This is a genomic window from Candidatus Clostridium radicumherbarum (assembly GCF_045310525.1).
Classification (GTDB): Bacteria; Bacillota; Clostridia; order Clostridiales; family Clostridiaceae; genus Clostridium_AT; species Clostridium_AT radicumherbarum.
This window is the reverse complement of sequence record NZ_JBJHZY010000007.1, coordinates 24,219-47,949: the sequence shown is the minus strand read 5'-3', so window position 1 is coordinate 47,949 and position 23,731 is coordinate 24,219. Positions and strand designations below refer to the sequence as shown.

Here is a 23,731-nt window from a genome sequence, read left to right as displayed (position 1 = left end):
CAATGGCGGAGCATTCGGCTGTTAACCGAAGGGTTGGAGGTTCGAGTCCTCTCCACGGAGCCATTTTTATTTTTTGAGAAAACAAATAAAAGAACAAGAGGAAAAACAACATGAGGCTCGCGTCCCTTACCAGGTCGCCATTTTTATTTTTTGAAAAATAAACAAAAACATAAATTGCAAAACAACCATGAGATTCGCGTCCCTTATCAGGTCGCCATTTTTATTTTTTGAAAAAATAAACAAAAGAACAAAATGAAAAACAACATGAGGTTCGCGTCCCTACCAGATCGCACATTTTTATTTTTTGAAGAAACAATATAAAATTATTAAAAAAAATCTCTAAGCTTTCAAATATAGCTTAGAGATTTTTATTTTGGGTATAATTTAAAATAAAGATACATTTTGTGTAAACATTTTCTTAATTATGGCAAAATATATTGCATTATGATTTCTGATTATATATAATATGATTTAAAATATAATCGAACTATTCGGAATATTAAATTTTATTAAAAGGAAAAAAATCATTTAAGTAGAATATATATAGTAAGGAACTGAAATTTAAAGAATAAAATAATTTAAAGAAAGGGGATAATTAACAGATTTCATTTAAGTAAAGGCAATTTAACCATTAATAAATTAATTTACATTATAATTAGAAAGGCGGGAGTCTCATATGAAAGAGTACAAAACCAAAAACTTAAGAAATGTCGGTATAGTTGGACACAGCGGGGCTGGTAAAACTACATTGACAGAAGCTATACTATTTTATACAAAAACAATAGATAGGGCAGGAAAAGTTGAAGAAGGTACCACAACATGTGACTACGATGCAGAAGAAAAAAGGAGAAGAATATCTGTAGCTACAGCAATTGCTCCTTGTGAATGGGAAAATGTAAAAGTTAATTTAGTTGATATGCCAGGTTATTTTGATTTTGTTGGTGAAATGATTGAGGGGTTAAGAGCTGTTGACATAGCTTTAATAACCGTATGTGGAGCTTCAGGAATCCAAGTTGGAACAGAAAAAGCTTGGAATTATATTAATAAGAATAAAATGCCTAGAGCGTTTTTTATAAATAAATTAGATAGAGAAAATAGTGATTTTGAAAAGGTATTAGGGGAATTAAAAGAGAGATTTGGAATATCAGTGGTTCCTATCCAATATCCAATTGGAACAGAAGAGGATTTTAAGGGAGTTATTAATGTAATATCAAGGAGAGCGAGAATATTCAATCAAAAGACTCATGTCATGGAAGAAGCTGAGATTCCTCATGAATTAATTGATAAAGTTGATGAATGTAAGAACATGATTATGGAAGCTGTGGCTGAGACAGATGAAGCTCTGCTAGATAAATACTTTAGCGATGGATTGCTTAGTGATGAAGAAATATATAAAGGGCTTATAAGCGGTTCAGCCAAGGGAGAAATATCACCAGTAATGTGTGGTTCAGCTCTTACGGGAATTGGTATTAACACCTTGATGGAAGACATATTAGAATGTTTCCCTTCACCAGAAAATATGGATTTTAAAAAGGCAAAAGATATTAAAAATAATAAAGAGTTGGATGTTAAAATAGATGAGAATGGAAAATTCTCTGCTTTCGTTTTTAAAACCATTGCAGACCCATTTGTAGGAAAGCTTTCACTATTTAGAGTTATGACAGGAAAAGCTAAGGCTGATTCTACAGTATATAATTCAAATAAGGATAAACAAGAGAAAATAGGAACAATGTATTTTGTAAGAGGTAAAGCCCAAACTCCAACACAAGAAATCATTGCTGGTGATATTGGAGCAGTTGCAAAGCTGCAATTTACTGGAACAGGAGATACCTTATGTGAAATGTCGGCTCCTATAGCATTTGAAAATATTGATTTTCCAGCTCCTTCAATGTCCATGGCAGTAATTCCAAAGGCAAAGGGAGATGAAGACAAGATTTCTTCAGGACTAACAAAACTTTTAGAGGAGGACCCGACTTTTAAAGTATCTAGAGACGTGGAAAATGCAGAGATGATAGTTTCTGGGGTGGGCGAGGCTCACTTGGATATAATAGCAAGTAAACTTAAAAATAAGTTTGGAGCCGATGTATTATTAGAGGTTCCCAAGATACCTTATAGAGAAACAATTAGAAAAATGGCTGATGTTCAAGGAAAGCATAAGAAACAATCTGGGGGACATGGGCAGTACGGTGATGTATGGATTAAATTTGAACCTAGAAATGATGGGGAGGATGAGTTGCAATTTGTAGATCAAGTAGTAGGTGGAGTTGTACCAAGACAATATATTCCTGCAGTTGAAAAAGGACTTAGAGAATGCATAACTCACGGAGTACTAGCTGGATATCCTGTTATAAGGCTTAAAGCTACATTGCACGATGGTTCCTTCCATCCAGTAGACTCTTCAGAAATGGCCTTTAAAATAGCTTCTTCCTTAGCTTATAAGAAGGGTCTGCAGACTGCAACACCTGTACTTCTTGAACCTATTATGCATGTAGAAATCATGGTTCCAGATGACTATATGGGAGATGTAATAGGAGACTTAAACAAGAAAAGGGGAAAAGTACTTGGTATGGATCCAGAGGATGGTAATCAAAAAATTATTGCTGAAGTTCCTATGGCAGAAATGTTTAAATATGCAACTGATTTAAAATCAATAACTCAGGCAAGAGGAAACTTCCAAATGAAATTTGAACGTTATGAAGAAGTACCAGCTTTAGAAGCTGGAAAAATAATAGAGAATTCAAAGAGGCTCAAAGTAGAAGAAGAATAAAAAAAATACTCCCTAGCATAGGGAGTATTTTTTTAATAATTTTCAGATAAAACTTCAAAGTAGCTTTGTGGATGAGCACAAGCAGGACAAGAAACCGGAGCTTCTATGCCTTCATATATATATCCACAGTTTATACATTTCCATAGAATAGAAGTTTCTTTTTTGAAAACTGTATTTTCTTCTATATTTGATAGGAGCTTTCTATATCTAGCTTCATGATGTTTTTCAACTTCTGCAATTTTTCTAAAAGCTACTGCTATTATTGGGAAACCCTCTTGTTCTGCAATATCAGCAAAATGTGGATATAGGATTGTCCATTCTTCTTTCTCACCACTAGCTGCAGCTGATAAGTTTACCTTAGTATCTCCAAGTGCTACGGGGAAACCTGCACTTATTTCAACCGTTTCTCCTGCTAGACCGCCCTCATTTAAGAATTTAAAAAATCTTTTAGCGTGTTCCTTTTCATTGTCAGCTGTTTCAGTAAATAAGTTAGAAATTTGAATATAACCTTCCTTTTTAGCTACTGAAGAATAGAAGGTGTAACGGTTTCTTGCTTGGGATTCACCAGCAAATGCCTTCATTAAGTTTTCAGCAGTTTGAGTACCTTTTAATGAATTCATGTAAATTCCTCCAAATTATTAATTTTATTTACATCCTAATTATAACAAAAAAATCAAATTTAGAAATGAATAATATATGAATATTTTGACAGGGAAATACAGAAAATAAGTATATAATTTTAATTTTGCAAATTAGAAGGAGAGATAATATGTCAGATTATAGGCTAGAAGTTAATGGAATTATAGGATTAAGTGATTACAGTAATATTAATGATTATATGGGAGTCATTGGTGAGGATGATAAATTGACTATAACTATTGGCACTGGAGAAACACATAATGTTGATATAATTACTAATATTTTAAGTCGTAATGGATTTCAAGTAGCCTTTAAAGGTGGCAATGATGATGGAAAATATTATATAACTGCTTATAGACATGGAGAAGGCTTTAAATAATCTTAAAAATATTTATAATTTTTTACAAAAACACAAGTTATATATTTAATATGACTTGTGTTTTATTGTATAATAAGTCTTAGAATTAATTTAAATGGAGGACCGGAATGAATAGAGATTATGTAATTGGAATTGACTTAGGAGGCACAAAAATTAGTGGAGCCTTAGCTGATTTAGATGGGAAAATTTTAAGCCAATATACTATGTCTACTAAGGCCAGTGAAGGTGAAGGAGCTGTCTTAAATAGAATAATTGAGGTTATAGAAACAGTTATATCAAAAGCTAATAAAACAAATGATATGATAAGAACTATAGGTATTGGGTCACCAGGTCCTTTAGATTCTAAAGAAGGAGTAATAATAGTAACTCCAAATCTGCCATTTAAGAATTTTCAATTGGTAAAGCCAATTATGGAGAAATTTAATATACCAACTTATTTAGATAACGATGCAAATGTTGCTGCAATCGGAGAATACATGCTCGGTTCAGGTAGAGGTACTAGAAATATGATATATATTACTGTAAGTACTGGTGTTGGCGGCGGGGCAATTCTTGATGGTAAGATTTATAGAGGAAGTACTTCAAATGCACTAGAAATAGGACATACCACTATTCTTCCAGATGGGCCTAAATGTAACTGCGGCAATAATGGCTGTATAGAAGCTTTGTCCTCAGGTACTGCTATTGCAAGACAAGCGAGAGAAGCTATAAGTAATGGACTAGAAACCTCCCTTAATAATTACGAAAATGTATCTTCTTATGAGGTCTTTAAAGAAGCTAATGCTGGAGATAAAATAGCTAAGGAAATATTGGAAAAGAGCTTTACATATTTAGGCATTGGTGTTGCAAATGTTATAACCAGCTTTGATCCTGATATGGTAGTTATAGGTGGAGGAGTTTCAAAGGGCGGCTGTATATTATTTGATATTGTACAGAGAGAAGTGGATAAGAGATGCTTTAAGACTATGTCAGAGCATACAAGGATTGTTCCAGCTAAACTTGGAACAGATGCAGGTGTAATAGGTGCCGTTGCACTAGCGTTGTTAGAAGGTAAAGAGATTTAAGGCATAGATGGTTTAATAGTATAATATAAGGCTTTACAATAATAAGAAAATCGCTATTACTTTTAATAGTGATTTTTTTATTGCATAAATTTTTATGCATTGAGTTAACATATTTATATATTTTTATTAAAAATATAATTAAACTTTAGCAAATAAAAAAAATAAACTAATATCTATAGAAAATAAAAATGAATACGTTTAAATTTTAAGAAAAAATATGAAATTATGCGAAAAATGGCGTATCTTCGATTAAACTAGCGAAAAATGAATTAGATTTGTTAATTCATAAATATTCATTATTTAATATTCTGTAAATTTTATGTTACCATTATAAGCGTATCAAAATAATTTTTTAAGGAGGTAAATTATATGGCAGAGCATCAAGGATTATCTCACTCAGCTTATGGCGGTATAAAAGGAGAAGATTATGTTCCATATATACCAGCTAGTCAAGCTATGCCAGAATTAACATTTATATCAATCATAGTAGGCTGCGTATTAGCGGCGCTATTCGCAGCTGCAAACACATATCTAGCTTTAAAAGTAGGTATGACAATAGCTGCAGGAATACCAGCAGCAATCTTAGGTACTGGACTCTTAAAAATAATTCTTAAAAAAAGCAATATTCTTGAAGCAAATTTAATTTCAGCTGTAGCAGCTATGGGAGAATCCCTGGCTGGAGGTATAGTTTTCACACTACCAGCTATTATTATTTGGGGTAAAGATTTAAGCTTCATGACTATAGTAGCTGTTACTATACTTGGTGGTGTATTAGGTATTTTCTTTGTAGTACCACTAAGTAGTACCACTAAGAAAATATTTAGTTATGGAAGAACACGGTAAGCTTGCTTTCCCAGAAAGTATGGCAGCTGCAGAAGTACTTGTAACAAGTAATGCAGGCGGTGCAGGATTTAAGACTGTACTAACAGGTATGCTTGCTGGAGGAGCTTATAATTTCCTATCTGGAGGACTATTATTATGGTCAACAGAACCAAACTGGGAAATTGCTTTAAAACAGAATGGTAAATCAATATTTGAAAGCTTCTTCGGCTTTGATGCTGTTGCATCACTTGCAGGAGTTGGTTTTATAGTAGGTATAGAAGCTTCACTTTATATGTTTGCAGGCGCATTGGTAGCTACTTTTGGACTTGTTCCACTTATCAAATATGTAGGAGCATCATCTACTGTAGCTTTATTCCCAGCAACAAAACCTATTGCTGAACTAGGAGCAGATGCAATTAGATCAAACTATGTTAAATATATAGGTGCTGGTGCCGTAGCGGCAGGTGGTTTCCTTAGCTTAGCTAAGTCTCTTCCAACAATAGTTAAATCCTTCAAGGCAGCAATGTCAGGTATTGGAGGAAAAGGTGGCGAAGTTAAGAGAACTGATTTAGATGTTCCTATGACTTGGATAATAGGAGCTGCTGCTTTAGTGTTTTTCATAGCTTGGTTACTTCCAATAATTCATGTTAGTGCAATTGGAGCATTAATGGCTATAATATTCTCTTTCTTCTTTGCAGTTGTTTCTGCTAGAATATGTGGTATTATAGGAGCTTCCAATAATCCTGTATCAGGTATGACAATTGCAACACTATTATTTATAACTTCTATATTAAAAGCTACAGGTATGACTGGTGATACAGGAATGGTTGCAGCACTTCTTGCTGGTGCTATTGTATGTGTTGCTACAGCAGTAGCAGGTGGAGCAGGTCAAGGATTAAAGACAAGTTATATTATAGGTGGAACACCTAAGAAAGTAGAAATTGGAATGGTTCTTGGATTAGTAGTAGGTGCTTTAGCAGGTGGAGCAGTTATGCTTTTACTTATCCATACTTATGGTATAGGCGGAGCTAAAGGACTACCAGCACCACAAGCAACACTTATGTCAATGCTTGTTCAAGGTGTAATGAATGCACAATTACCATGGGCCTTTGTTTTAGTTGGAGTTACCTTTGGTGTTATGATAGAACTTATGGGACTTCCAGTATTGGCAGTAGCTCTAGGTATATACTTACCAATACATTTAAGTGCAGGTATATTAGTTGGAGGTATCGTAAGGGTACTAGTTGATAAGAAGTTTAAGAAGGATGAAAGTCTACTTAAAGAGAAAACAGAAAAAGGTATATTACTTGCTTCTGGTTTAGTTGCTGGAGATGCTATAATGGGTATAGTTATAGCTATACTTGCAGCTGTTAAGTTAGCAGATCCAGTTGGAATAGGTGCTAGAATGTTTACAAGTATTACTTCAAGTAACTGGACAGCAACAATAACTTATCTTGCTCTTGCTTATTGGATTTACAGATTTACTATTAAAGCAGATAAAAAAGCAGCATAGGCAATAATATTTATAGGAGAGCTAATGCTCTCCTATATTTTATTGTTATAAATTTTTAAATTTGGTATAATATTAAATAAATATTATAATGGCTTAATATGAGGTGTTTTATGGGCAATCAAAAAAAAGAGAAAGATGATAATTTCCTTTTATACATACCAAGAAAAAAGCATGACAACTGGGAAATAAGAAAAGGTAGAGTATGGCTAATTTTTAATCACGATAAATCCGTTGAGAGATTTATGCGCTGGCTTGTGAAAAAGCCAAGTACAAGTGATGTAGAATTAGATGACATCGGCTCATCAGTATGGAAGTATATAGATGGCAAGGCTACTGTATATGATATAGGTCAAAAGCTTTTATATGAATTTGGCGATAAGATGGAACCTGTATATGATAGACTTATAATGTATTTAAGACACTTAAATAAAAAAGGTTGGATTTCCTTTGCAAAAGAAAATCAAAATGAGGCAAAATAAAAATTTGTCTCTTTTTTTTATAAAAAAATATTAATTGTTTATAAAATGTAAAATATATTATATTTTGAGGTTTACTGTAAAATAGAACTATGATATTATGATATTGGCACAATATTCAAAATATTTTAAAGGGGGAAAATTTATGTCAGAAAAAAAGGGACTTTCTCAAACAGCCTTTGGAGGCATAAAAGGGGAGGACTATGTTCCTTATGTGTCAGTAAAAGAGGCATTGCCTGAATTGACAACGATTTCAATAATCGTTGGATGCTTATTTGCAATGATTTTTGGTGCAGCAAATACCTACTTAGGTTTAAAGGTAGGTATGACAGTAGCAGCAGGAATTCCAGCAGCAGTACTTGCAACAGCTGTATTTAAAAGTGCAGCACAAAATCGTATCCTGGAAGCTAATATGATTCAATCCATGGCAGCAATGGGAGAATCACTAGCAGGGGGACTTATATTTATTATACCAGCAATTATTTTACTTAATCAGCAATTGACTTTAACAACAATAATCATTGTAGCACTTCTTGGAGGTCTACTAGGAGTTATCTTTGTAGTTCCGCTAAGAAAGTATTTAATGGTTGAGGAACATGGAAAATTAATTTATCCTGAAGCAATGGCTGCATCAGAAGTACTGGTTAATGGAAGTACTGGTGGAGCAGGCCTTAAGGTAATGATGAATGGTCTTTTAATAGGAGGCTTATTTAAACTACTATCTGGAGGCTTTAAACTTTGGAATGAAGACCCAGAATGGGCCATAAAAGCAAAGGGCATTGGCTACGAAACAAGCTTTGGAATAAGTGCCTATGCATCTTTAGTTGGTGTTGGATACATTGTAGGAATAGAAATAGCATCTTATATGTTTGCAGGGGCTATCGTTTCATGGTTTGCCTTAATACCACTTATTAAGTATATAGGAGCAGGACTTCCAGCAGCCCTTTTCCCATCAGCTAAAATTATAACTGAAATGGCACCAGCAGCTATTGCTAAAAACTATGTTAAATATATAGGTGCTGGAGCAGTTGCAGCAGGCGGCTTAATTAGCATAATTAAAGCTATGCCAACAATTATTAAATCCTTTAAATCAGCTATGTCTGGAATGTCTGGAAAGGCTGGACAAAAGAGAACTGATATGGATATCCCAATGACTTGGGTAATAGCAGGAGCTATTTTAGTATTTGTACTTGCATGGGTTATTCCAACCTTTAATGGAAATATACTTTGGTCATTAATTGTTGTTATTTGTGCATTTTTCTTCTCAGTTGTTTCTGCAAGATTAGTTGGTCTTATTGGTACTTCTAATAACCCAATCTCCGGTATGACTATAGCTTCACTTCTTGTTATTACAGGCATATTAAAAGCTACAAATCATGTTGGAAATGCAGGAATGATTGCAGCTATTATAGGTGGTACAGTAGTATGTGTTGCTGCTGCTGTAGCAGGAGGAAGTGCGCAAAGTTTAAAGACAACTTATGTTATGGGGGGAACTCCAAAAAGATTAGAAATTGGAATGTATATAGCTGTAGCACTTTCTTCAGCAGTAATAGGCGCAGTTATTCTTATGCTTAACTCAGCTTATGGAATCGGAGGTGATGCTATAGCAGCACCGCAAGCAAACATGATGGCAATGATTGTAAATGGTATTATGGATGCTAAATTACCATGGATATTTGTAATAATAGGCTTAACTCTTGGTGTAATGTGTGAGGTTATGAAAATTCCAGTACTTCCATTTGCACTTGGATTATATTTACCAATTGGCTTAAGTGCAGGAGTACTTGTTGGTGGAATATTAAGATGGCTTATAGATTCTAAATTCAAAAAGGATAATGAGGTTCTTAAGGAGCAAACAGAAAAAGGAACTTTACTTGCATCTGGTCTAATAGCGGGAGAGGCGATAATGGGTATACTAATAGCAGTACTAGCTATGCTTCAGATAGACGGGCCGGTTGGCTTTGGAGCAAAGATAGTGCCTGCTTTAACTGGAAGCCCGTGGCTCTCTGCAATAATGCTTTTAGTTCTCTGCATATGGTTCTATAATTCTACAGCTAAAGTAGATAATAAAAAAGTTACTACCAAGAAAACTGATATAAAAGCATAATAATATTCATGACAGCCAAAGTTAATTTTTGGCTGTCATTTAATTTAGGAGAAACAATGAAGAAAACTATTTCAATTCTTATAATAGTATGTATTGTGCTTAGCTCAATAATTTTTATAATAAATAAGTATAAGGTTGACATGAAATATTATTTAAATATAGTAATTCAGCATGTACAGCATATTAAATCAGTTAAGGTACCAGAGGAATATTCAAAAGTAGATAATAATAAAAATGGTATTCCAGACTGCCTTGATATAGTAGATTCTGCAAGAAAGGAAGCAATAAACAAAACTAAATATGTGGATGCTTACTACCAAGGTGGTTATCCTCCAGATAGTGAGGGAGTTTGTACAGATGTAATATGGAGAGGCTTTAAAGGCATGGGTGTGGATTTAAAGTCAGCTATAGATAAGGACATAAAAAATAATTTATCTGCTTATCCTAGAGTAGAAAACAAGCCAGATCCTAATATTGATTTTAGAAGGGTAAAGAACATGGATATATTTTTTAAGAGAAATGCTATTAGTGCTACTAAAGAACTTAAGCCTTTTGATGTTGAAAACTTGAAGCAGTGGCAGCCTGGAGATATAGTAGTGATAATGCAGCCCTTTGAGCATATAGCTATAGTTTCTGATAAAAGAGGAAGTGATGGGGTTCCATATGTAATACATAATACAACTCCTAATGCGAAGGAAAGCGCAAGCTTAAATTATTGGGCTCCTTATATATACGGTCATTATAGATGGAAATATTAATTTTCTAGTGCATAATTTAGCTAATAGTGTAATAATATAAGTAGAATATGACGTAATAGGAGGGAAATATGAAGGCAGAAATTTTAGCAGTTGGAACTGAAATATTACTTGGTGATATTGTAAATACTAATGCACATTATTTATCACAAAGACTAGCCAACCTAGGAATTTCAGTTTATTATCAAACAGTGGTTGGTGATAACGAGGAAAGACTTCTTAAGGCTTACGATCTTGCTTTTAAGAGAGCAGATTTAGTTATAGCTACAGGAGGACTTGGACCAACAAAGGATGACTTAACTAAGGAAATTGGAGCAAAGTATTTTGGTAAAGACATGTATTTACATGAAGAGTCTTATAAACATATAAAAGAGTTATTTGACAAACTTAATAGACCAATAAGTGAAGGTAACAAAAAGCAGGCTATTATACCAGAAGGAGCATTAATTCTTCCTAATCCTAATGGTACAGCACCAGGCTGCATAATTGAAGAAGGCAACAAAGTGCTTGTAATGCTTCCAGGACCTCCAAAGGAAATGGAACCAATGTTTGAGGCTTCTGTAGTGCCTTATCTAGATAAATTCTCAGATGGGGTAATTGTATCAAAAGTAGTAAGGGTCGTAGGCCTTGGTGAAAGTGCTATGGCAGAAAAGGTTCTAGACTTAATTGAAAATCAAACTAATCCTACAGTGGCTCCTTACGCTAAAGATAATGAGTCTATTCTTAGAATCACAGCAAAGGCTAACACTATTAAAGACGCTGAGGCTTTAATTACTCCTATTGAGGAAGAAATAAGAAAAAGAATTGGTGAGGATATATATGCAGAGGGAGAGATTAGCCTTTCTGAGGTAGTGGGAGAGATGTTGGTTAGAAATAACCTTACTATAGGAACTGCAGAGTCCTGTACTGGTGGACTGCTTTCTGGAACATTAATAAATTATCCTGGAATATCTTCTGTGTTTTTAGAAGGTGCTGTTACCTATAGCAATGAGGCCAAGATTAAGAGATTAGGTGTTAAGGCAGAAACTCTCGAAAGCTTTGGAGCAGTCAGTGAGGAAACAGCAGCAGAAATGGCAGAAGGTATAGCAAGAACAGCAGGAACAGATATAGGAATCTCAGTTACAGGAGTAGCAGGACCTGGTGGTGGTACTTTAGAAAAACCTGTGGGCCTTATTTATATAGGGCTATATTTTAAAGGAAAAGTTAAAGTTAAAAAACTAAATTGTAATGGGGATAGGCAAAAGGTAAGAAATAGAACAGTTGTTGCTGCTTTAGATTTATTAAGAAGAGAAATTTCAAATTATATAAAGAATAATTAAAAATTGGGGGATATGTATGGATAAGAAAAATACAATTAAATTCATATTAAATTATTTATTCGCATTATTGATAGGTAACTTATTAGTGTTTATGGTGGACAAGGTTGGGGTAAAATATGGTATGCCGCCAATGTCAATTGGAAAGTATATATTTGTAAATTCAGTAGCAATTGTAATAGGAATTTTTATTACTTTTGCTACTAACAAAACACAAGGCAAAGTAGTAAAATAGTAAATGGGATGAAATACGTTTGTACTTCATCCCTTAAGCTTGTCTATATATTAGCAGAAGTCATCAGGTCTCCTTCTCCTAGTGTTGATGTTAATAATGTTAACATTTCGTCTTCTATTTGTGAATAAAAATGGCAAAAGTAAAAATGGTGCAAAACCCAAAAGTGAATTACCGAAGCCAAATGAGTTATCGAAACCACCTCTGTGATGAGACATATACAATCCCTCCTTAAAATTCAAATGACCTACTTAACAATTATTAATTGATAAGGTACTTTCATTCCTTATATTTTGCTTGTCTACTTTCTATATATAGTATTCTCTTATTTTGATAACTGTGAATAAGATTAGGGTGTTCATAAAATATTTAAATTTGAATTTTATGGAAGCTAGTTGACAGCACGTTAAAATTTCTATATACTTTGATTATCAAAATAAATGGTTTGATAATCAAAGTATTTGACAATCAAAAAATAGGAGAGAATAATATGAAATTACCTCATTTGAAGATAGGTGAGCTAATAGCTGAGCTTCCAATAATCCAAGGGGGAATGGGTATCGGTGTTTCTCGTTCACGTCTTGCATCAGCCGTAGCTAACCAGGGTGGAATTGGTGTTATATCTGGAGTTCAGATTGGTTTTCTAGAAGAGGATTTTGAAACACATAATAAAGAAGCCAATTTGAGAGCTCTTAGAAATGAAATAAGAAAGGCGAGAGAATTAAGCCCCTTAGGAATAATAGGGCTTAATCTTATGGTCGCTATGAATAATTATAAAGAAATGGCAAAAGCTGCAATTGAAGAAGGAATTGACATTATAATTTCAGGTGCAGGGCTACCTACTGAGCTCCCGAAACTTGTACAGAACACAAAGACAAAAGCAGCTCCAATAGTATCTTCAGCAAAGGCAGCCATGGTAATTACTAAGCTTTGGGATCATAAGTATTCATATGTTCCAGACCTCATAGTTGTTGAAGGCCCAGATGCTGGCGGCCACTTAGGATTCTCACTAGACGAATTAAAGGAAGAAAATAAGCCTAAACTATTAGATATAGTAAAAGAAGTTATCAAGGTTTTAAAGCCTTATGAGGAAAAGTACAAAAAAGACATTCCAGTAGTGGCAGGCGGCGGAATTTACAGTGGAGAAGATATTGCTATGGCAATTAATGCTGGTGCTGCAGGGGTACAGATGGCTACTAGGTTTGTAGCTACTGAAGAATGTGATGCAGATATTAAATATAAAATGGCTTATATTAATTCAAGCAAGGAAGATTTAAGAATTGTAAAAAGCCCAGTTGGCATGCCAGGTAGGGCAATAACGAATACCTTTTTGAGAAGATTAGAAAAAGGGAACATGCCAGTAAAAAAATGCTACGACTGTTTAAAGCCCTGTGAGCCTTCAAGTACACCTTATTGTATTTCAAAGGCACTTTTAGAGGCTGTAAAAGGTAATGTGGAAGATGGGTTAATTTTTACAGGAAGTAATGCCTATAAGCTTGATAAAATAGTTACAGTAAAAGAGCTTATGGAGGAGCTTAAAGAGGAAGCAGAAAAGTCCTTTATTTAATTAGAGAGGAGTAGTTATTTAGTAATATGAGTAAAACCATTAATCTTGTAAATGAGATTTTAGTTGATATATTTAATGACATTTTGACCATTGAACAAAATGCCTTAAACGAAGGTGAATTTAAAGACTTGTCCATTACTGAAATACATACTATAGAGGCTATAGGTATGTATTTGGCAAGGAGTATGTCAGAAGTAGCAGCAGATCTTAGAATTACTGTTGGAACTCTTACAACTGCTATAAATAATTTGGTGAAAAAAGGATATGTTGAAAGAAAGAGAATTGAAGAAGACAGAAGAGTTGTTTTAATACAGCTTACAAAAAGAGGAAAGCTTGCTTATAGAATCCATGATAAGTTTCACAGGGATATGGTTAAAGAAACCATAGAAGGCTTAGGAGAAGATGAAGAAAAGGTATTGGTAATTGCTTTAGAGAAGCTTAACAGCTTTTTTAAGTCAAAATATAATTTAGCTGATAGATAGGAAGGAGAAGGATAATGAAAGAGATAAAAATAATTGGAACTGGGAAATGCACTCCAGAAAGAATTATGACTAACGATGATTTATCTAAAATGGTAGATACAAATGATGAATGGATAAGCTCTAGGACTGGTATTAAAGAAAGAAGGATATCAGAGGGGGAGAACACTTCAGATTTAGCAGCTAAGGCAGCTTTAATAGCGTTAAAGAAGGCTAAAATGAAGGTAGAGGATATAGATTTAATTGTACTTGCTACATCAACACCAGATTCATTAACGCCAGCAACAGCAGTTTATGTACAAAATAAAATAGGAGCATATAATGCTGCCTGCTTTGATATTTCAGCAGCCTGCTCAGGTTTTGTATATGCCTTAAATGTTGCATCACAATTTATCAAAACAGGTCAGAGTAAAGCAGCTATAGTTATTGGAGCTGATGTACTCTCAAAAGTAACTGATTGGACTGATAGAAATACTTGCGTATTGTTTGGCGATGGTGCTGGTGCTGTAGTCCTTACTCCAAGTGAGGAAAAAGGTGTAGGATCACTATTCTTTGGAGCAGATGGAAGAAAAACTGAATACTTAGGCATTAGCTGTGTTCCAGTTAAAAATCCCTATGTAAAACCAGAGAAAATTGAGAACATAAAATTAACTATGGATGGCAAAGAGGTATTTAGATTTGCTACAGGCGTAGTGGTAGAAGCTATTAATAAGGTACTTAAGGATAGTGGTTTAAGCCTTGATGATATTAAGTATATTGTACCTCATCAAGCTAATTATAGAATAATTGATTATGTTGCAAGAAAGTTAAATATCCCTGAAGATAAATTTTATTTAAATTTACAAAAGTATGGGAACACTTCAGCAGCAAGTATTCCAATAGCTCTTGATGAAATGGATGATAGCAAATTATTAAGTAAGGGCGACAAAATTATTTTAGTAGCCTTTGGAGCAGGTTTCACCTGGTCAGCAGCATTAGTTGAATGGAATTATTAATTTATATTAATAGGAGGAATTATAAATGATATTTGAAGAAATAAAAAAGGTAATAGCATCTCAGTTAGGAATTGAGGAGGATGAAGTTAAATTAGAAACTAGTTTTGAAGATTTAGGAGTAGATTCTTTAGATCTGTTCCAAATAATAATTGAACTTGAAGAAAAATTCAATATACAAATAGAAGATGCAGAAAGCATAAAGACAGTTCAAGATGCAGTTAAGTATGTTGAAGAAAGAACAGAAAAGTAGATCTTAAATTAGTCTACTGAATGAAGAATGATAACAACCTCATTCTTCATTTTTAATTAAAGCTTGGGAGGATGAATATGTTTAAATCTGTATTATGTGACATGATAGGAATAAAGTATCCAATATTTCAAGGTGGTATGGCTTGGGTTGCAGACAGCTCATTAGCTGCAGCAGTGTCAAATGCTGGAGGCTTAGGTCTGATAGCTGGTGCTAACGCCCCTGTTGAGTATGTTAGAGAACAAATTAGAAAAACAAAGGAATTAACTGATAAACCATTTGGCGTAAATATTATGCTTATGAGCGACAATGCTGATGAATTAGCAAAAATGGTTTGTGAAGAGGGAGTAAAGGTAGTTACTACTGGAGCAGGAAACCCAGGAAAGTATATAGAAATGTGGAAGGAACATGGGATTATTGTAATTCCAGTAGTACCATCTGTAGCACTTGCAAAAAGAATGGAGAGAACAGGAGCAGATGCAGTAGTTGCTGAAGGCTGTGAATCCGGCGGACATGTTGGAGAATTAACTACAATGGCTTTAGTACCTCAAGTAGTAGATGCAGTAAAGATTCCAGTAATAGCTGCTGGCGGAATTGGAGATGGCAGAGGTGTTGCTGCAGCTTTCATGCTTGGTGCGCAGGGAGTACAGGTAGGAACAAGATTCTTGGTTGCAAATGAATGTACAGTTCATGAAAATTACAAAGAAAAAGTTTTATCAGCAGGAGATATAGATACAGTTGTAACAGGAAGAGCTACTGGGCATCCAGTTAGGGTTTTAAGAAATAAGCTAGTAAGACAGTTCCAGCTTTTAGAGAAAAAGGGAGGAACTCCAGAGGAATATGAGGAGCTTGGACGTGGAGCATTACCTAAGGCAGTAAGAGACGGTGATGTGGAATTTGGATCAGTAATGGCAGGACAGATTGCAGGTTTAATTAATAAAAGACAAAGCTGTAAGGAAATTATTGAAGAAATGTTTACAGAAGCAGATTCAGTATTTAAAAAGTTTGTATAATAAATAGGAGGATTTATGAGTAAGATTGCATTTGTATTTGCAGGTCAAGGTGCTCAGTATGTGGGTATGGGAAAAGACCTTGCTATGAATATAAGTTCATCTAAAGATATATTTGATGAAGCAGATAAAGCTTTAGGCTTTGAAATTAGTAAACTTTGTTTTGAGGGCTCAAAAGAAGAATTAGATAAAACAGAAAATACTCAGCCTGCAATTTTAACTACCAGTATTGCAGCATTAAAGGCTTTAGAGGAGCAGGGCATAAAACCAGATATTACAGCTGGACTAAGCCTAGGAGAATATTCAGCTTTAGTCTGCAGCGGAGTTTTTAACTTTTCTGATGCTGTAAAGCTTGTTAAAAAAAGAGGCCGATTTATGCAGGAAGCAGTACCAGAAGGCATAGGAAGCATGACTGCTGTTTTGGGGCTTGGTGCTAATGAAGTAAGAGAAATCTGCTTACAGGTAAGTAGCCATGGAATAGTAGAGCCTGCCAATTTTAATTGCCCAGGCCAGATAGTTATTGGTGGGGAAATTGAGGCTGTAAAGATAGCTTCAGAAATGGCAAAGGAAAAAGGAGCAAAGGTAATACCACTTTCAGTAAGTGCTCCATTTCATACCTCAATGCTTAAAAGTGCTTCTGAAAAACTTCAAGAAGAATTAAAAGCTATTAAGCTCTGCGAAACAGGAGTGCCAGTAATTACAAATGTAACTGCTGATTATATTAGTAATAAAAATCAAATAAAGGATTTATTAAGAAGACAGGTTATGAGCTCAGTATTATGGGAAGATACCATAAGAAAAATGCTGGAAGCTGGAGTAGACACCTTTGTGGAAATTGGACCTGGAAAAGTATTAAGCGGCTTTATAAAGAAGATAGACAGGAAAGTAACAACAATTAATATAGAAGATACAAAAACACTTGAAAAAGCATTAGAAATATTAAATAGTCAGGAGAGATAAACTTATGCTAACTGGAAAGGTTGCTGTTGTAACTGGAGCAGGAAGAGGGATAGGAAAGGCTATTGCTTTAAAGCTTGCAAATGAGGGAGCTAGCATAGTCGTAAATTATAGAAGTAGTGAAAAGGAAGCTAATGAACTTGTAGAAGAAATAAGAGAAAAAGGCGGCATAGCAGAATGTGTTCAAGGTGATGTAAGTTTTCTTGAGGATGCAGAAAAGGTTATTAAATTTGCCGCAGAGAAATTTGGAAGATTAGATATACTAGTAAATAATGCAGGTATTACTAGAGATACTCTTTTACTTAGAATGAAGGAAGAGGATTTTGATAAGGTACTTCAGGTTAATTTAAAGGGAGTATTTAATTGCACAAAGCATGCTAGTGCTATTATGCTTAAGCAGAAAAGCGGAAGAATAATAAATATTTCATCTGTTGTAGGACTTATCGGAAACGCAGGTCAAGCAAATTATGCTGCTGCAAAGGCTGGTATTATAGGGTTTACAAAATCCATTGCAAAAGAAATAGGAGCTAGAGGCATTACTGTTAATGCTATAGCACCTGGCTTTATTACTACTGATATGACAGATGTACTTTCTGATAAGGTAAAGGAAAAATTAATTGAAAATATTCCGCTTAAAAAACTTGGAAGCCCTGAAGATATTGCGAATTGTGTTGCATTTTTAGTATCTGATTATGCTAGCTATATAACAGGTCAGGTAATAAATGTTGATGGCGGAATGGTAATGTAAAAAGGAAGGTGAAAAAATGAAAAATAGAGTTGTAGTTACAGGAATAGGAGCCATTACTCCTGTAGGAAATAATGTGGAAAGCTTCTGGAATAATATAAAAGAAGGTAAATGCGGAATTGATTATATAACTTATTTTAATACAGATGATTTTAAAGTAAAAATAGCTGCAGAAGTTAAGGATTTTAAACCGGAAGAATATATGGATAGAAAAGAAGCTAAGAGAATGGACAGATACTGTCAATTTGCAATGGCAGCTGCTAAAGAAGCAGTAGAAGATTCAGGTCTAGATATAGAAAATATGAATAAAGAAAGACTTGGTGTACTTATCGGTTCAGGTATAGGCGGTCTTGCTACAATAGAAAAAGAGGTTAGGACCTTAGTAGAAAAAGGACCAAATAGAGTATCACCACTTTTTATTCCTATGGCTATTAGCAACATGGCAGCAGGAAACGTTGCTATAAAATATGGAGCAAAAGGTATTTGCTCTTCAGTGGTGACTGCTTGTGCTACTGGAAATAATGCAATAGGAGATGCTATGAGAATTCTTCAATATGGCACGGCAGACGTTATGATAGCTGGTGGTGCTGAAGCTTCAGTAACTCAAATTGGATTAGCTGGTTTTACAAATTTAACAGCATTAAGCAACAGCAATGATCCAAAGGCAGCCTCCACTCCTTTTGATGCAAATAGAAGTGGTTTTGTAATGGGAGAAGGAGCTGGAATTCTAATACTAGAAACTCTTGAACATGCACAAAATAGAGGAGCAAAAATTTATGCAGAGGTAGTAGGCTATGGATCTACTTGCGATGCTTATCATATGACTGCGCCTGCACCAGGAGGTGAAGGTGGAGCCAGAGCAATGAAGGTGGCTATGGAAGATGCAGGAATAAAATCTGAAGAAGTTTCATATATTAATGCTCATGGAACCAGTACACCATTAAATGATAAATCTGAAACTATGGCAATTAAAACAGTTTTAGGCGAGCATGCTTATAAGGTTCCAGTAAGCTCAACAAAGTCTATGACAGGTCATACTCTTGGTGCTGCTGGTGCTATAGAAGGAATTATATGTATTAAGGCAATACAAGATGGTTTCATACCTCCAACTATTGGCTACAATACACCAGACCCAGATTGTGATTTGGATTATGTTCCAAACAAAGGAAGAGAAGCTGAACTTAAATATGCTATGTCCAATTCTTTAGGCTTTGGCGGACATAATGCAACAATAATATTTAAGAAGTTTTAAACATAGGAGGCTATTATGGATTATAAAGCAATCCAAGAACTAATAAAGGCTGTAAATGATTCAAATTTAACAACAGTAGAAATTGAATCCGAAGGAGTTAAACTAAAGCTTGAAAAAAGACAAGAGTTTGTTACAATGGAAAGAATTCCAGAGGTTATAAAGACTATACCTCATGAAGAGCAAATTCCTGTAATCAGCGAAACACCTAAAATTCAAGAAGCAGTGAAGGCAGAGCCAATTAAAAAAGAAGGAATACTAGTATCTTCACCGATAGTTGGAACCTTTTATGCTTCTCCAAGCCCTGATTCAGAAAGTTATGTTACTGTAGGCTCTAAAGTTAAGAAGGGACAGGTGCTTTGTATAATTGAAGCTATGAAGCTTATGAACGAAATAGAAAGTGAAGTGGATGGGGAAATTATTGAAGTATTAGCTGAGAAGGAACAAATGGTGGAATACGGACAGCCATTATTCCGAATTTTGGAGGCAAGATAAATGATAGGAATTAAAGAAATTCAAGAGATACTCCCTCATAGATATCCATTTCTATTAATAGATAAAATAGAGTCTATTGAGCCAGGAGTTAAGGTCATAGGGTATAAGAATGTAACAATGAATGAGCCGTTTTTTCAAGGACACTTTCCTGGAGAACCTGTTATGCCTGGTGTTTTGATAATAGAAGCACTTGCTCAAGCAGGTGCAGTAGCTATGCTTAGTCTTGAAGAATTTAAAGGGAAAATTGGTTACTTTACAGGAATAGACAAAGCAAAATTCAGAAAGATGGTATATCCAGGAGATACATTAAGACTTGAGGTTGAAATAATCAAAAGAAGAGGACCTATAGGAGTGGGGAAGGCTGTAGCTTATGTTGAAGATAAAAAAGCTGCAGAGGCTGAACTTTCTTTTATTATACAATAGTAATTCTTGACAAGTGTAAAGTCCCATGGATTTAAGGTCAGCTAATGGATTATTAATCCAGTAGCTTGTTTATTGTCTTGACCTACAATGTAAGGAGAAGAATTATGTTTAAAAAAATACTTATTGCAAATAGAGGAGAAATTGCTGTCAGAATAATTCGTGCCTGCAGGGAAATGGGCATTGAAACTGTTGCAGTTTATTCAGAGGCTGATAAAGATGCTCTTCATGCTGAAATGGCAGATGAGGCAGTCTGCATTGGACCAGCTAAGGCAAGAGATAGTTACTTAAATATGCAAAATATAATAAGTGCTACTGTACTTTCTGGTGCAGAAGCAATACATCCAGGCTTTGGATTTTTATCTGAGAACAGTGAATTTGCTGAAATGTGCAGGGAATGTAACATAACCTTTATTGGACCAGATCCAGAAAGTATAAGTAAAATGGGAAATAAGTCTCGGGCGAGAGAAATAATGCAGGAAGCTAAGGTTCCTGTGGTACCAGGTTCAAACGGTGCTGTAGCTTCTATTGAAGAAGGAATAACTTTAGCAGAGGAAATTGGGTATCCTGTACTTATTAAGGCTTCTGCTGGTGGCGGCGGAAGAGGTATAAGAATAGTAAGAAACAAGGATGAATTTGCTAAGGCTTTTGAGACCGCTAAAACAGAAGCAAAAGCTGCCTTTGGCGATGATACAATGTATGTTGAAAAATTTGTTGAAAATCCAAGGCATACAGAATTTCAAATACTAGCAGATAATTATGGAAATACTATATATTTAGGAGAAAGAGATTGCTCCATACAAAGAAGAAATCAAAAGGTACTTGAAGAAGCACCCTCTCCAATTATGAATGAAGCTTTAAGAAAAGAGATGGGAGAGATTGCAGTAAAAGCTGCTAAGGCTGTAGGCTATAAAAATGCCGGAACCATTGAATTTCTTCTAGATAAGAATGGGAAGTACTATTTTATGGAGATGAATACCCGTATTCAAGTAGAACATCCAATTACTGAAATGGTGACAGGTATTGATCTCATAAAGGAGCAAATTAAAATTGCTGCAGGAGAAAAGCTTGAATTAAAGCAAGAGGATATTAGAATAAATGGTCATGCTATAGAATGCAGAATAAATGCAGAAAATCCTGAAGCAGGCTTTAGACCTTCACCTGGGAAAATTCAAAGAATGCATATTCCAGGGGGACCAGGTGTAAGACTTGATAGCGCAGCTTACCAGGGTTATGTAATACCTCCCACCTATGATTCCATGATAGGGAAACTTATCGTCCATGGAAAAACTCGGGAAGAGGCAATTAATAGAATGAAAAGAGCGCTTGGAGAGTTTGTAATAGAAGGAATAGATACAAATATAGATTTTCAATTTACCATTTTAAATAACGAAGTATTTGCTAGTGGAGATTTTGACACAAGCTTCATTACAAAGGTACTGGGTATAAATATTTAATTTTAAACTGGAAGCTGGTGAAACCGGATGTTTAATGGACTTTTTAAGAAAACTAAATACATTACAGTAAGTCAAACTCCTGTAAATCCTTCAAATCAAGAAGAAAGGTTTACTTCTAAAGAAGAGGAACAAAAGCCTAATATTCCTAATGGCTTATGGGTAAAGTGTGAATGCTGCGGCAGGGCCATTTATAAAAAAGATTTAGAAAAGCATATTCTAATATGCCCAAACTGCAGTACTCATTTTAGAATGTCCGCTTTAGATAGAATAAATTCTATATTAGATCAAGAAACTTTTGAGGAACTTAATGCTAATATAAGCAGTAAGAATCCTTTAAACTTTCCTGGCTACGAAAATAAGCTTGAGAAATCCATGGAGGTTGCTCAAATTCGCGAAGCAGTAGTTACAGGTAAAGGCAAAATTAATGGTGAGAATGTAGTATTAGGTGTTATGGACAGCAGCTTTATGATGGGTAGCATGGGCTCTGTAGTGGGTGAAAAGCTTACTAGAGCAATAGAAACAGCTACTATTGAAAGAAAGCCTGTAGTAATATTTACTGCATCTGGAGGCGCCAGAATGCAGGAAGGAATATATTCACTTATGCAGATGGCAAAGGTAAGTGCAGCAGTAGCAAAGCATAGTGAGGCAGGACTACTATATATTACAGTTATCACAGATCCAACTACAGGTGGTGTAACTGCAAGCTTTGCAATGCTTGGCGATATAATTCTAGCGGAGCCTGGAGCTCTAATTGGCTTTGCAGGAAAGAGAGTTATTGAGCAGACTATAAAACAGAGCTTACCAGAGGGCTTTCAAACTTCAGAATTCCTATTAGAGCATGGGTTTATAGATGCTGTAGTTTCTAGAGATAAGCTTAAAGATACTTTAGGACAAATTTTGAGCTTACACTCTTTAGATAATTAAGGTGGTGATTTAATGGCTGTATTGGAATTTGAAAAGAAGATTGAAGAGCTTTCAAATAAAATAGAAGAATTAAAAACTTTTTCAAAGGCACAGGATGTGGATTTATCAAGTGAAGTAGAAAAGATGGAAGCTAAGCTTTTAAAGATGAAGGATGAGATTTATAATAATCTTACTCCTTGGGAAAAATTAAGCTTAGCAAAGCTTATAGAAAGACCTACGGCTCTTGATTATATAGAAAAAATATTTACTGATTTTGTAGAGCTTCATGGAGACAGAGGTTTCCGTGATGATGCTTCTATTGTTGGAGGAATAGGCAGACTTGATGGAAGACCTGTTACTATTATAGGCCAGCAAAAGGGAAGAAATACAAAAGAAAATATAGTGAGAAATTTTGGAATGCCACATCCGGAGGGTTATAGAAAAGCTTTAAGGCTAATGAAGCAGGCTGAAAAATTTAATAGACCTGTTATTTGTTTTGTAGATACTCCAGGAGCCTTTTGCGGAGTTGGCGCAGAAGAAAGAGGCCAAGGAGAAGCTATAGCTAGAAATCTTATGGAAATGGCTAACTTAAAAGTACCAATTATATCTATCTTTATTGGCGAAGGCGGTAGCGGTGGTGCTCTAGCTTTGGCTGTAGCTGATGAGGTTTGGATGCTTGAAAACTCAGTTTACTCAATCCTTTCTCCAGAGGGCTTTGCAAGTATTCTATGGAAGGATAGCAGCCGTGCTAAGGAAGCTGCCGGTGTTATGAAAATAACTGCAGAAGATTTAAAAGAGTTTGGAATAATAGAAAAAGTTATTAAAGAGCCATTAGGCGGAGCACATAAAAATATTTCAGAAGCTGCAGAAAATATAAAGAAGGCACTACTTATAACTATGCCTGAGCTTTGCTCACTTTCAAAAGAAGAGTTATTAAAAAATAGATATGTCAGATTTAGAAGCTTTGGAGAATTTGCTGAAGACTAGGTTATAAAACTTAGTCTTTTTTCTTTTTAAAAGAAATTAATAGTGGTATTATTATGAATATAACAGATAGGTAAGTATGAACAAAAATGAATTATGCTAAAAACATTATGATAATAAATTCTATAAGACTTGAATAAAGGATATAATAAT

General features: G+C 34.8%; 25 protein-coding genes. 23 read left to right on the top strand and 2 right to left on the bottom strand.

Annotation, left to right across the window (positions count from 1 at the left end; genetic code table 11):
- The first annotated feature begins 676 nt into the window (after positions 1–676).
- Complete coding sequence (fusA, locus tag ACJDUH_RS19240) at positions 677–2,767, top strand: elongation factor G (protein WP_406766853.1); 2,091 nt, start codon at positions 677–679, stop codon at positions 2,765–2,767.
- Positions 2,768–2,799: 32 nt separating this feature from the next.
- On the opposite strand, the gene rbr is transcribed toward fusA, so the two are convergent.
- A complete protein-coding gene (gene rbr, locus ACJDUH_RS19235; protein WP_406766852.1) occupies positions 2,800–3,387 on the bottom strand; it encodes a rubrerythrin in 588 nt (195 codons plus the stop codon).
- Between the two features lie 149 nt (positions 3,388–3,536).
- Here rbr and ACJDUH_RS19230 point away from each other — a divergent pair, with 149 nt between their 5' ends.
- The 9 genes from ACJDUH_RS19230 to ACJDUH_RS19190 all read left to right on the top strand — a co-directional run bounded on the left by ACJDUH_RS19230 (position 3,537) and on the right by ACJDUH_RS19190 (position 12,073).
- Complete coding sequence (locus ACJDUH_RS19230; RefSeq protein ID WP_406766851.1) at positions 3,537–3,785, top strand: hypothetical protein; 249 nt, start codon at positions 3,537–3,539, stop codon at positions 3,783–3,785.
- Between the two features lie 107 nt (positions 3,786–3,892).
- Positions 3,893–4,849, top strand: a complete 957-nt coding sequence (locus ACJDUH_RS19225; protein ID WP_406766850.1) for an ROK family protein — start codon at positions 3,893–3,895, stop codon at positions 4,847–4,849.
- A gap of 369 nt (positions 4,850–5,218) precedes the next feature.
- On the top strand, positions 5,219–5,692 hold the full coding sequence (locus tag ACJDUH_RS19220) for an OPT/YSL family transporter (RefSeq protein ID WP_406766849.1): 474 nt from the start codon (positions 5,219–5,221) through the stop codon (positions 5,690–5,692).
- Positions 5,676–7,184, top strand: coding sequence for an OPT family oligopeptide transporter (locus tag ACJDUH_RS19215; RefSeq protein WP_406766848.1), 1,509 nt, complete (start codon positions 5,676–5,678; stop codon positions 7,182–7,184). The genes ACJDUH_RS19220 and ACJDUH_RS19215 overlap by 17 nt, the downstream gene beginning before the upstream one ends.
- Positions 7,185–7,294: 110 nt before the next feature.
- Positions 7,295–7,663 carry a PqqD family protein gene (locus tag ACJDUH_RS19210; protein ID WP_406766847.1) on the top strand — a complete coding sequence of 123 codons (369 nt, stop codon included), beginning with the start codon at positions 7,295–7,297 and terminating at the stop codon, positions 7,661–7,663.
- A 142-nt stretch (positions 7,664–7,805) separates the two neighbouring features.
- Positions 7,806–9,767 (top strand): OPT family oligopeptide transporter, encoded by a 1,962-nt coding sequence (locus tag ACJDUH_RS19205; protein ID WP_406766846.1) that lies wholly within the window; start codon positions 7,806–7,808, stop codon positions 9,765–9,767.
- A 56-nt stretch (positions 9,768–9,823) separates the two neighbouring features.
- Positions 9,824–10,525, top strand: coding sequence for a DUF1287 domain-containing protein (locus ACJDUH_RS19200; protein ID WP_406766845.1), 702 nt, complete (start codon positions 9,824–9,826; stop codon positions 10,523–10,525).
- Between the two features lie 68 nt (positions 10,526–10,593).
- A complete protein-coding gene (locus tag ACJDUH_RS19195; RefSeq protein WP_406766844.1) occupies positions 10,594–11,841 on the top strand; it encodes a competence/damage-inducible protein A in 1,248 nt (415 codons plus the stop codon).
- A gap of 16 nt (positions 11,842–11,857) precedes the next feature.
- The gene (locus tag ACJDUH_RS19190) at positions 11,858–12,073 is read left to right on the top strand and encodes a hypothetical protein (RefSeq protein WP_406766843.1); all 216 of its coding nucleotides are present in this window, start codon (positions 11,858–11,860) and stop codon (positions 12,071–12,073) included.
- A 50-nt stretch (positions 12,074–12,123) separates the two neighbouring features.
- Here the strand turns inward: ACJDUH_RS19190 and ACJDUH_RS19185 are convergent, their stop codons facing one another.
- Positions 12,124–12,288 (bottom strand): hypothetical protein, encoded by a 165-nt coding sequence (locus tag ACJDUH_RS19185; RefSeq protein WP_406766842.1) that lies wholly within the window; start codon positions 12,286–12,288, stop codon positions 12,124–12,126.
- A gap of 272 nt (positions 12,289–12,560) precedes the next feature.
- Between ACJDUH_RS19185 and ACJDUH_RS19180 the strand changes: the two genes are divergently transcribed.
- From ACJDUH_RS19180 to accA, 13 genes are all read left to right on the top strand, one after another.
- Positions 12,561–13,637 carry an NAD(P)H-dependent flavin oxidoreductase gene (locus ACJDUH_RS19180; RefSeq protein WP_406766841.1) on the top strand — a complete coding sequence of 359 codons (1,077 nt, stop codon included), beginning with the start codon at positions 12,561–12,563 and terminating at the stop codon, positions 13,635–13,637.
- 26 nt (positions 13,638–13,663) lie between these two features.
- Entirely contained in the window at positions 13,664–14,119 is a 456-nt protein-coding gene (locus tag ACJDUH_RS19175) for a MarR family winged helix-turn-helix transcriptional regulator (RefSeq protein ID WP_406766840.1), read from the top strand.
- A gap of 14 nt (positions 14,120–14,133) precedes the next feature.
- Positions 14,134–15,111 carry a beta-ketoacyl-ACP synthase III gene (locus ACJDUH_RS19170; protein WP_406766839.1) on the top strand — a complete coding sequence of 326 codons (978 nt, stop codon included), beginning with the start codon at positions 14,134–14,136 and terminating at the stop codon, positions 15,109–15,111.
- Positions 15,112–15,136: 25 nt separating this feature from the next.
- Positions 15,137–15,361 carry an acyl carrier protein gene (gene acpP, locus ACJDUH_RS19165; protein WP_406766838.1) on the top strand — a complete coding sequence of 75 codons (225 nt, stop codon included), beginning with the start codon at positions 15,137–15,139 and terminating at the stop codon, positions 15,359–15,361.
- 77 nt (positions 15,362–15,438) lie between these two features.
- Positions 15,439–16,371: an enoyl-[acyl-carrier-protein] reductase FabK gene (gene fabK, locus ACJDUH_RS19160; protein ID WP_406766837.1), complete on the top strand. Its 933-nt coding sequence runs from the start codon at positions 15,439–15,441 to the stop codon at positions 16,369–16,371.
- Positions 16,372–16,386: 15 nt separating this feature from the next.
- Positions 16,387–17,328, top strand: coding sequence for an ACP S-malonyltransferase (gene fabD, locus ACJDUH_RS19155; protein ID WP_406766836.1), 942 nt, complete (start codon positions 16,387–16,389; stop codon positions 17,326–17,328).
- A gap of 4 nt (positions 17,329–17,332) precedes the next feature.
- On the top strand, positions 17,333–18,073 hold the full coding sequence (gene fabG / locus ACJDUH_RS19150) for a 3-oxoacyl-[acyl-carrier-protein] reductase (protein ID WP_406766835.1): 741 nt from the start codon (positions 17,333–17,335) through the stop codon (positions 18,071–18,073).
- Between the two features lie 16 nt (positions 18,074–18,089).
- Positions 18,090–19,322, top strand: coding sequence for a beta-ketoacyl-ACP synthase II (gene fabF / locus ACJDUH_RS19145; RefSeq protein ID WP_406766834.1), 1,233 nt, complete (start codon positions 18,090–18,092; stop codon positions 19,320–19,322).
- Between the two features lie 15 nt (positions 19,323–19,337).
- Positions 19,338–19,814 (top strand): acetyl-CoA carboxylase biotin carboxyl carrier protein, encoded by a 477-nt coding sequence (gene accB, locus ACJDUH_RS19140; protein ID WP_406766833.1) that lies wholly within the window; start codon positions 19,338–19,340, stop codon positions 19,812–19,814.
- Positions 19,815–20,237, top strand: a complete 423-nt coding sequence (gene fabZ / locus ACJDUH_RS19135) for a 3-hydroxyacyl-ACP dehydratase FabZ (protein WP_406766832.1) — start codon at positions 19,815–19,817, stop codon at positions 20,235–20,237.
- 104 nt (positions 20,238–20,341) lie between these two features.
- Positions 20,342–21,691, top strand: a complete 1,350-nt coding sequence (locus ACJDUH_RS19130; RefSeq protein ID WP_406766831.1) for an acetyl-CoA carboxylase biotin carboxylase subunit — start codon at positions 20,342–20,344, stop codon at positions 21,689–21,691.
- Between the two features lie 27 nt (positions 21,692–21,718).
- Entirely contained in the window at positions 21,719–22,615 is an 897-nt protein-coding gene (accD, locus tag ACJDUH_RS19125; protein WP_406766830.1) for an acetyl-CoA carboxylase, carboxyltransferase subunit beta, read from the top strand.
- 12 nt (positions 22,616–22,627) lie between these two features.
- The gene (gene accA, locus ACJDUH_RS19120; RefSeq protein WP_406766829.1) at positions 22,628–23,581 is read left to right on the top strand and encodes an acetyl-CoA carboxylase carboxyl transferase subunit alpha; all 954 of its coding nucleotides are present in this window, start codon (positions 22,628–22,630) and stop codon (positions 23,579–23,581) included.
- Positions 23,582–23,731 lie beyond the last annotated feature (150 nt).